Consider the following 8966-nt stretch of genomic DNA (forward strand, 5'->3'; position numbering starts at 1 on the left):
CCGCCGTACGGGGCAAAATCAGTGCATGGTCGAGCAGCCCGAGCCCGAGCGGTCCAGGCCCGTATGGTCCTGGATCCGCTCCTCGCCGGGCACGCACATATGGCTGCTGATGATCGCCATCACCAGCGTCATCGTCGTCATCGCGCCCGACCATCTTGAGCACGTCCTGCTCCACCGGCACAGCAGCAACATCCACGAGCTCACCCGGCACCCCGTCCGGGCCCTGCTCTCCAGTGCCTTCTGGATCGAGAACCCGGCCTCGCTCGCCCTGTACGCCGTCCTCTTCGAGCTCTTCCACGCCCCCGTCGAACGCTGGCTCGGCACCCTGCGCTGGCTCGCCATCGTCGCGACCGCCCACATCACGGCCACCCTGGTCAGCCAGAAGGTGGTCCTGATGGCCATTCAGGACCACCGGGCCCCGCAGAGCATGGTCCACGTCGTCGACGTCGGCGTCAGCTACGGCCTCGCGGCTTCGATCGGAGTCCTCACCTACCGGCTCCCCAACCCGCTGCGCTGGTTCTACCTCGCCGGCGTCGTCGCCTTCTACGGGCTGCCCCTCCTCACCGGAGGCACCTTCACCGACCTCGGGCACGCCATCTCGCTCGCCGTCGGCCTGCTCGCCTGGCCGCTCACCCGCCACCCGCACCCCAGGCATGTTTCACGTGAAACATGAGCGCAGCGCCCACCGCGGCCGATGCACGGAAATTGACTGGTACGGGGCGTGCGCCCCGGGCAGAGTGAGTCGTGCGGGGAGCAACAAAAAGGTCCGGAGCAGCCACTTCGAGCGCGCCGTACGGCGCGGGCTGTTCCGGACCTTCCCTCGTTCTCGTGACGTTCCCCGTGGTCGGGAGGACCGTCAGGCGGCGCCCAGCAGACGCTCCAGCACCACCGCGATGCCGTCCTCCTCGTTGGAGGTCGTCACCTCGTCGGCCACCGCCTTCAGCTCCGCGTGGGCATTGGCCATCGCCACTCCGTGCGCCGCCCAGCCGAACATCGGAATGTCGTTGGGCATGTCGCCGAAGGCGATCGTCTCCGCGGCCTTCACGCCCAGCCGGCGCGCGGCCAGCGAGAGGCCGGTGGCCTTCGTGAGCCCGAGCGGCAGGATCTCCACTATCCCCGGCCCGGCCATGACGATGTCCACCAGGGAGCCCACGGTCTGACGGGCCACCTTGACCAGCGCGTCGTCGCCGAGCTCCGGGTGCTGGATGTACAGCTTGTTCAGCGGAGCCGTCCAGACCTCCGCCGTGTCCTCCAGGTAGACCGCCGGCAGGCCCTCCTGCACCTGGTAGCCGGGGCCGAACAGCACGTCGCCGTCCACCCCGTCCCGGCTCGCCGCGAGTGCCAGCGGACCCACCTCGGCTTCGAGCTTCGACAGCGCCAGACCGGCGAGCTGCCGGTCCAGCGTCACCGAGGTCAGCAGCCGGTGCGCCCCCGCGTCGTAGACCTGCGCGCCCTGCCCGCACACCGCGATCCCGCGATAGCCGAGATCGTCCAGCACGCCCCGGGTCCAGGGCACGGCCCGGCCGGTGACGATGATGTGCGCCGCGCCCGCCGCGGTGGCCGCGACGAGCGCTTCACGGGTGCGTTCCGAGACCGTGTCGTCGCCACGCAGCAGCGTGCCGTCGAGATCGGTCGCGACGAGCTTGTACGGGAACGGGGCCGGGGTCACTTGGTGATCGGCTCCAGGACCTCGCGGCCGCCCAGGTACGGGCGGAGCGCCGCGGGCACCCGCACGGAACCGTCGGCCTGCTGGTGGTTCTCCAGGATCGCGACGATCGTGCGCGGTACGGCGCACAGCGTGCCGTTCAGCGTCGAGAGCGGCGCGGTCTTCTTGCCGTCGCGGTAGCGGATCGACAGGCGGCGTGCCTGGAAGCCGTCGCAGTTCGAGGCCGAGGTCAGCTCGCGGTACTTGCCCTGGGTCGGGATCCACGCCTCGCAGTCGAACTTGCGGGAGGCGGAGGAGCCCAGGTCACCGGTGGCGACGTCGATCACCTGGAAGGGCAGCTCCAGGCTGGTCAGCCACTGCTTCTCCCACTCCAGGAGACGCTGGTGTTCGGCCTCGGCCTCCTCCGGTGCGACGTACGAGAACATCTCGACCTTGTCGAACTGGTGGACCCGGAAGATGCCGCGGGTGTCCTTGCCGTACGTGCCGGCCTCGCGGCGGAAGCACGGCGAGAAGCCGGCGTACCGCAGCGGCAGCTTGTCGGCGTCGATGATCTCATCCATGTGGTACGCGGCGAGCGGGACCTCGGAGGTGCCGACCAGGTAGTAGTCGTCCTTCTCCAGGTGGTACACGTTGTCCGCGGCCTGGCCGAGGAAGCCGGTGCCCTCCATGGCGCGCGGGCGGACCAGCGCCGGGGTCAGCATCGGGATGAAACCGGCCTCGGTGGCCTGCGCGATCGCCGCGTTGACCAGGGCGAGCTCCAGCAGGGCGCCGACACCGGTCAGGTAGTAGAAGCGCGCGCCCGACACCTTGGCGCCGCGCTCGACGTCGATGGCGCCCAGCAGCTCGCCGAGCTCCAGGTGGTCCTTGGCCTCGAAGCCCTCGGCGCCGAAGTCGCGGATCGTGCCGTGCGTCTCCAGGACGGTGAAGTCCTCCTCGCCGCCGACCGGGACGTCCTCGTGCACGATGTTGCCGAGCTGGAGCAGCAGTCGCCTCGCGGCCTCGTCGGCCTCGTTCTGCTCGGCCTCGGCGGCCTTGACGTCCGACTTGAGCTGCTCGGCCTTCTTCAGCAGCTCCGCCCGCTCCTCCGGAGAGGCCTTGGGGATGAGCTTGCCGAGCGACTTCTGCTCATTGCGCAGCTCGTCGAAGCGCATGCCGGAGGACCTGCGCCGCTCGTCGGCGGAGAGAAGTGCGTCGACGAGTTCGACGTCCTCTCCACGGGCGCGCTGCGAGGCGCGGACACGGTCAGGGTCTTCACGGAGCAGTCGGAGGTCAATCACCCCTCCAGGCTACCGGGCCGGGCTTCAGGGGCTCACACCGATATCACGCTGCGTGTCGCTATGTCCCAATTGCGGAGAATGGAAAGCTCTGGTCCGCTGGCTGGAAGTGGCCCTTCCCCGGCGGTCAATAAAAGTGCCCCATTCCCCGAAAAGGGGCACAACCGGGGTATCCGGCCGCCCTCTGAGCAGGGCGGGAGCTCTCGTCTTGTCCACAGGAATTGTCCACCAGGGGGACTTGTCCACAGGCTGTGCGCCGGATCTGTGGACACGGAATTAGATCAATCCCCATCCGTGGGCCGCCTGGGGGAATCAGGGTTCAAACCACCCTCACACACTCATTCGGGTGGGAATGGCTCGCCCCAAAGAGTTGATCCACGATGCGGGGGTGACGCCGTTCACCTTCCGCTCCCCAGCACGAAACCTGGGTCACCCGACCGATTTGTCGACCTTGTCGTGTCGTGATGTCGACTAGTCCACAGGTCCCCCTCCCGGCCTGTGGATAATTCTGTGGACAACCGGGGACGGCTACGCCCGGCCGTCGAGGCAGCGCGTCAGCCAGTCGGCGGCAGCCGTGAAATCGCCGTCCGAGGTTCCGGGCCGCGGGGTGCGCACGTCACCCTGAGCGACGCCGGCGCGCGGGTAGGAGCCGAGGAAGCGGACCTGGGGACAGGTCCGCTTGAGCCCCATGAGCGCCTCGCTGACCCTGCGGTCGGAGATGTGGCCCTCGGCGTCGACGGCGAAGCAGTAGTTGCCGATGCCCTGACCCGTCGGCCGGGACTGGATCAGCATCAGGTTCACCCCGCGGACGGCGAATTCCTGGAGGAGTTCCAGCAGCGCACCGGGGTGGTCGTCGCCGAGCCACAGCACGACGGAGGTCTTGTCGGCACCGGTCGGTGCGGCCGGCCGGGCGGGTCGCCCGACGAGCACGAACCGGGTCTCGGCGTTCTCCGCGTCGTGGATCTCGGTGACCAGCGGGACGAGCCCGTACGTGGCGGCCGCGAACTCGCCCGCGAAGGCCGCGTCGAAGCGGCCCTCCTGGACCAGCCGGGCACCGTCGGCGTTGGAGGCGGCCGACTCCCACACCGCGTCGGGAAGATGGGCCCGCAGCCAGTTGCGCACCTGGGGCTGGGCGACCGGGTGCCCGGTGACCGTCTTGACGTCCGACAGCTTGGTCCCGGGCCGCACGAGCAGCGCGAACGCGATGGGCAGCAGCACCTCGCGGTAGATCATCAGCGGTTCCCCGGACGCCAGCTCGTCCAGGGTGGCGGTGACCCCGCCCTCCACCGAGTTCTCGATCGGCACCAGGGCGGCCGCGGCCTCCCCGTTGCGCACGGCGTCCAGGGCGGCCGGGACCGACACCATCGGGACGAGCTCCCGGGTCGCGGCTTCCGGCAGTGTGCGGAGGGCGGCTTCCGTGAAGGTGCCCTCGGGACCGAGATAGGTGAAGCGCGTGGCCGACATGTGATCAGCCTAATGCCGGGTCCCCGACCACCGGGGCGCTGTTCATCCTTCGAGCAGCCGCTGCCCCACGTACTCGCCGTCGCGCGGGCCGGGCGGTACCGCGTACAGCCCGCTGGACTCGTGCCGGATGAACGCCGACAGGGCGTCCCCGCGGTCGAGCTTGCGCTGGACGGGGACGAAACCGCGCAGCGGATCGGCCTGCCAGCAGATGAAGAGGAGCCCCGCGTCCGGGGTGCCGTCGGGGGCGATCCCGTCGTGGAAGGAGAACGGGCGCCGGAGCATGGCGGCCCCGCCGTTCTGTTCGGGGGCGGAGATCCGGGCGTGCGCGTTGGACGCGATGACCGGCTTGCCGTCGGGGCCGATCTTGTCGAGGGCCATCTCGGTGGTCTCGGTGCCGCCGGTCAGGGGCGCACCGGTCGCCTTCGTACGGCCTATGACCTGCTCCTGCTGGGCCGGGGACTGCTTGTCCCAGTCGTCGAGGAGCATCCGGATGCGCCGGACGACGGCGTACGAGCCCCCGCCCATCCAGGCGTGTCCGGCGGGTCCGGGACCGGTGGCGGGGACGAAGATCCGCCGGTCGAAATCGGGCTCCGCGGGCTTCGGATTGCCGGTGCCGTCGATCTGGCCCATGAGGTTGCGGGCGGTCATCGGGGCGGCGGTGGCGCCGGGGGACCGGTTGAAGCCGTTCATCTGCCAGCGCACCCGGGCGGCTTCCCCGGCGTCCTTCTGGAGGGCGCGCAGCGCGTGGAAGGCGACGAGCCCGTCGTCGGCGCCGATCTGGACCCACAGGTCGCCGTCGCTGCGCTGGGCGTCGAGCCGGTCGGCCGAGAAGACGGGCAGCGGGTCGAGTGCGGTGGGGCGGCGGTCGGTGAGCCCGGTGCGCTCGAAGAAGGAGTGGCCGAACCCGAAGGTGATGGTGAGGGAGGACGGCCCGGCATCGAGGGCGATACCGGAGTCCGCGGCCGGGGCGGCCTTGCCCGCCATCAGCAGGCGGGCGGTGTCGGACCAGCGCCGCATCAGGGCGGCGGCCTCCTTGCGGCCGGCCCCGGGGGCCAGGTCGAAGGCGAGGACGTGGCCCTTGGCCTGGAGGGGGGTGGTGATGCCCGCCTGGCGGTCGCCGTGGAAGGCGACCTGGGTGGCGCCGAGGGAGGCGAGGCTCCCGGCGGCCCCCGGCGCGCCGGCCGGGGAGTCGGCGAGCGCGGAGTGCGCGAGGGCGCCGCCGGTGGCGCCGAGCGCGAGCCCGGCGGCACCTGCGGCGCCGACGGTGCCCAGCAGCCGGCGCCGGGAGATCTCGATTTCGGGGTTGCTCTCGGTCACGCTGGTCAGCCGATCTTCACGTTCTTCTGCACGGTCGTCTGGTCGATGTCGGAGGTACGGACGGTCACGTCGATCCGCCATTCCCCGGCCAGTGGCAGCTGGACGCCGGACGCGCTCCAGTGTCCGGGGGCGGCGTGCTCCGGGACGACCGGCAGGGGGCCGATGTCCTTGGCGGGGAGGGTGAAGGCGACCTTGACCTCGGGGATGTCGAGCGGTTGGCCGTCGGGGTCGTCGACCCAGACGTGGAGCGCGTTGGCGCCGACCCGGCCCGGGTCGACCTCGACGCGGACCGATCCCTTGCCGCTCTGGCCGCCGGTGTCGAACGGCAGCGTGATCTTGATGGCCCGGTTGGGGACGGCGGTGGCCGCGGCGTCGCGTCCGCTCGCCCGCTCGGCGGTCCGGCCGGGCTCGGTGCTGGTCAGGACGGTGGTCACCGCGAGCAGGGCGACGGCGACCCCGGCCTCGGCCAGGACGGAGCGACGCAGGCCCGCCCGCGCCGGATCGGCGTCGCGGACCTGCTTCTCGCGGGCGTTCTCGCGGGCGGCACGCTGCCGGGCGAGCTGGACCGCGCGCTTGGGATCCTCGGGGACCGTCACGGCGGCCGCTCGTGTTTCACGTGAAACATCGCGCTGGCGGGTGACCTTGGCGGCCTTCCCGGCGGGGGTCTCGGTGAGCCGCGCGGTCCATGAGCGGGAGACGTAGGCGATGCCGACGAGGACGGCGACGAGTCCGACCTTCAGCAGCAGCAGCTGTCCGTAGCTGGTGCCGGTGAGGGCGGACCAGCTGCCGACCTGGCGCCAGGACTGGTAGACGCCGGTGACGGCGAGGACCACGACGCTGACGAAAGCGACCCGGGAGAACCGCTGGACGGCCTCCCGCTCGATCCCCGGAACCTTGTGGAGGGCGACGAGCAGGGCGGTGAGTCCGCCGAGCCAGGCGGCGACGGCCAGCAGGTGCAGGATGTCGGCGGGCATGGCGATACCGGGCTGGATGCCCGTCGAGGCGTGCTCGGACAGGGCCCAGGTGGCGGCGATGCCGGCGGCCACCACGGCTCCGCCGATCCCGAGGCCGAAGAGCAGGTCGTCGGTCTCCTTCTCGGTCGCCCTGTCCTTCTCCCTGTCCTTCTCCCTGCGCTTGCCCGATCCCTTCGCCGCCTCCTCGGCGGTCCGGCGGGCGAACGCCCCGAACAGCACCGCCAGGAACAGCGCCGCCGCGCCGAGGAGGAGCAGCCGGGAGACGAGGGAGGCGCCGGTCTTGGTCTCCAGGACGGCCCTGAGGCCGTCGAGGTCCAGCGCGTCGGCGAACTTCCCCGACCCCGTGTACGGGGTGCGGAGCACCAGCATCACGAGGGTGGCGCCGGTGAGCGTGACCCAGGCCCGCACGACCAGCTTCTGGAGCGGGCGCTGCGTGGCGCCGCGCCGCCAGCACAGCAGGATGAAGGCGGCGCCGCCGACGAGGACGGTGAAACCGGCGTAGGCGGCGTAGCGGGCGACGTCGTACGCGATGCCCACCGGTCCGCCGCCCACCTGCTCGGCGGGCAGGGCGACGCTGGTCGCCGAGGGGGCGCCGATGGAGAAGGTGAAGGCACCGGAGACGGGGTGGCTGTCGGCGGACACGGCCTGCCAGGCGACCGTGTACGTGCCGTCCGGCAGCCCGGAGTGCAGCGCGGTGCCGTAGCGGATGGTGGTCCCGCTGCACATGTCGCGCAGTTCGCCCGTGTCCACCCGCCTGCCCTGGGGGTCCATGACGCGGATGGAGTCGTCGCCCATGGCGACCTGCTCCGAGAAGGAGAGGGTGACCTGGGCGGGGGCCGTGGCGACCACCGCCCCGTCCTGGGGGTCGCTCGCGGTGAGTGCGGCGTGTGCCGTGGCCGGGCCGGCTGCGGTGAACAGGGCTGCCAGCAGGGCTGCGAGGACCAGCGCGAACCGCGGCAGGAATGCCGGGGCCCGGACGCGGGCCGGGGAAGGGGCGATGGCCGTCATGGCGTGTCAGTACCTCGGTCCGTCAGTGGGCGCTGGTGTTCTGGGCGTTGTACGTCCGTTCCTTGACGTCCAGCTCGACCTTGACCGGGTCGGCCTTCTCGAAGCGCAGCTCCACGGTGACCTTGTCGCCGACCTTCGGCGTGTTCTTCAGGCCCATGAACATGATGTGGCTGCCGCCGCGCTCCAGCCTGAGCTCGCCGTTGGCCGGCACGTCCATGGCCGCGACCTGCTGCATCTTCTGGTCTTTGGTCTCGTGGACCTGCAGGTCGTCGGAGAGCGGGCTGGTGACGGCCGTGAGCTTGTCGGCCGTCTTGGAGTCGTTCTTGATGACCATGAAGGCGCCGGCCATCTTGTCGTTCACGGGCTCGGGCATGTAGGCGCCGGTGACCGTCATCTTCGGCTTGTCCGCGCCGGACTTTCCCGCGGAGTCGGAGCCGGAGCCGGAGCCGGAGTCCGAGGAACACCCGGATATGGCGAGTGCTGCCGTCAGGGAGAGTGCGGCGGCGAGGGTGCGGGTGGTGCGGGCGTTCACGGGTTCTCTCCCTTGATGATCTTCGGCAGGTCCTTGGTGTAGTTGTCGACGGTCGTGCCCTCGCCGTAGAGGAGGTACCCCTCGTCGGACTTCGGCGAGAACGCGATGACCTGGGCGCCGTGCATGGACACGACGCTGCCGTCGGCCTCCTTCTTCGGAGGGTCGATGCCGATGCCGAGCTTGCGCGCGGCGGCCTGGATGGTGGCGAAGTCCCCGGTCAGTCCGGTGAAGGACGGGTCCTGGGCCCTGAGCCACGCGCCGAGGGAGTCGGGAGTGTCCCGTTCGGGGTCGGTGGTGACGAAGACGACCTGGAGCTTGTCCTGGTCCTCCTTGGGCAGTGCCTTCTTGGCGACGGCGATGTTGCTCATCGTCAGGGGGCACACGTCGGGGCAGTTGGTGTAGCCGAAGTAGATGAGCGTCGGCTTGCCCTTGGTCTGCTCGCGCAGGTTCCACGGCTTGCCGGTGGTGTCCGTCAGGACCAGCTCGGGCTTGTCGAAGGGGCGGTCGAGGACGGTGGCGGCACCGGCCTTGGACTGGCCGGTGATCTGCGTGACCGTGTCGGTCTTCGCGGGCTCGCCGCCGCAGGCGGTGAGCGTGAGCGCGGCCGCGGCCACGAGGGCGGCGACCGTCACACGTGTGGTGCGCATGGAGAGATGTCCCTGGGATCGGGTGTGCGCGCGGGCGGGCCGGCCGCGGGGAAGGGCCGGCCGCCGCACGTTGGTCGGGGGGCT

The 8966-nt window shown here is 70.9% G+C and carries 8 protein-coding genes; 1 reads left to right on the forward strand and 7 read right to left on the reverse strand.

Annotated features, from left to right (window positions below):
- The first annotated feature begins 25 nt into the window (after nucleotides 1–25).
- Nucleotides 26–673 carry a rhomboid-like protein gene (locus ACFXA3_RS25580; protein ID WP_385190564.1) on the forward strand — a complete coding sequence of 216 codons (648 nt, stop codon included), beginning with the start codon at nucleotides 26–28 and terminating at the stop codon, nucleotides 671–673.
- A 183-nt stretch (nucleotides 674–856) separates the two neighbouring features.
- On the opposite strand, the gene ACFXA3_RS25585 is transcribed toward ACFXA3_RS25580, so the two are convergent.
- The 7 genes from ACFXA3_RS25585 to ACFXA3_RS25615 all read right to left on the reverse strand — a co-directional run bounded on the left by ACFXA3_RS25585 (nucleotide 857) and on the right by ACFXA3_RS25615 (nucleotide 8882).
- On the reverse strand, nucleotides 857–1669 hold the full coding sequence (locus tag ACFXA3_RS25585; RefSeq protein WP_385190566.1) for an HAD family hydrolase: 813 nt from the start codon (nucleotides 1667–1669) through the stop codon (nucleotides 857–859).
- Nucleotides 1666–2943, reverse strand: coding sequence for a serine--tRNA ligase (serS, locus tag ACFXA3_RS25590; RefSeq protein WP_385190567.1), 1278 nt, complete (start codon nucleotides 2941–2943; stop codon nucleotides 1666–1668). Before serS ends, ACFXA3_RS25585 begins: the two co-directional genes overlap by 4 nt.
- Nucleotides 2944–3468: 525 nt before the next feature.
- Nucleotides 3469–4404, reverse strand: coding sequence for a prephenate dehydratase (gene pheA / locus ACFXA3_RS25595; RefSeq protein WP_385190568.1), 936 nt, complete (start codon nucleotides 4402–4404; stop codon nucleotides 3469–3471).
- Between the two features lie 42 nt (nucleotides 4405–4446).
- Nucleotides 4447–5802: an iron uptake transporter deferrochelatase/peroxidase subunit gene (gene efeB / locus ACFXA3_RS25600; RefSeq protein WP_385190569.1), complete on the reverse strand. Its 1356-nt coding sequence runs from the start codon at nucleotides 5800–5802 to the stop codon at nucleotides 4447–4449.
- Nucleotides 5727–7703 (reverse strand): copper resistance protein CopC, encoded by a 1977-nt coding sequence (locus ACFXA3_RS25605; protein WP_385190570.1) that lies wholly within the window; start codon nucleotides 7701–7703, stop codon nucleotides 5727–5729. Before ACFXA3_RS25605 ends, efeB begins: the two co-directional genes overlap by 76 nt.
- A gap of 22 nt (nucleotides 7704–7725) precedes the next feature.
- Nucleotides 7726–8235 (reverse strand): copper chaperone PCu(A)C, encoded by a 510-nt coding sequence (locus ACFXA3_RS25610; protein ID WP_385190571.1) that lies wholly within the window; start codon nucleotides 8233–8235, stop codon nucleotides 7726–7728.
- Nucleotides 8232–8882: an SCO family protein gene (locus ACFXA3_RS25615; RefSeq protein ID WP_385190572.1), complete on the reverse strand. Its 651-nt coding sequence runs from the start codon at nucleotides 8880–8882 to the stop codon at nucleotides 8232–8234. The genes ACFXA3_RS25610 and ACFXA3_RS25615 overlap by 4 nt, the downstream gene beginning before the upstream one ends.
- Nucleotides 8883–8966 lie beyond the last annotated feature (84 nt).

Origin of the sequence: Streptomyces sp. NPDC059456, assembly GCF_042750055.1 — a bacterium.
Taxonomy (GTDB): domain Bacteria; phylum Actinomycetota; class Actinomycetes; order Streptomycetales; family Streptomycetaceae; genus Streptomyces.

Coding starts and splice junctions, on each gene's coding strand:
- ACFXA3_RS25580 (WP_385190564.1), top strand. CDS start 26: ATGGTCGAGCAGCCCGAGCCCGAGCGGTCCAGGCCCGTATGGTCCTGG.
- pheA (WP_385190568.1), bottom strand. CDS start 4,404: ATGTCGGCCACGCGCTTCACCTATCTCGGTCCCGAGGGCACCTTCACG.
- efeB (WP_385190569.1), bottom strand. CDS start 5,802: ATGGCGGATCGACGTGACCGTCCGTACCTCCGACATCGACCAGACGAC.
- ACFXA3_RS25605 (WP_385190570.1), bottom strand. CDS start 7,703: ATGACGGCCATCGCCCCTTCCCCGGCCCGCGTCCGGGCCCCGGCATTC.
- ACFXA3_RS25615 (WP_385190572.1), bottom strand. CDS start 8,882: ATGCGCACCACACGTGTGACGGTCGCCGCCCTCGTGGCCGCGGCCGCG.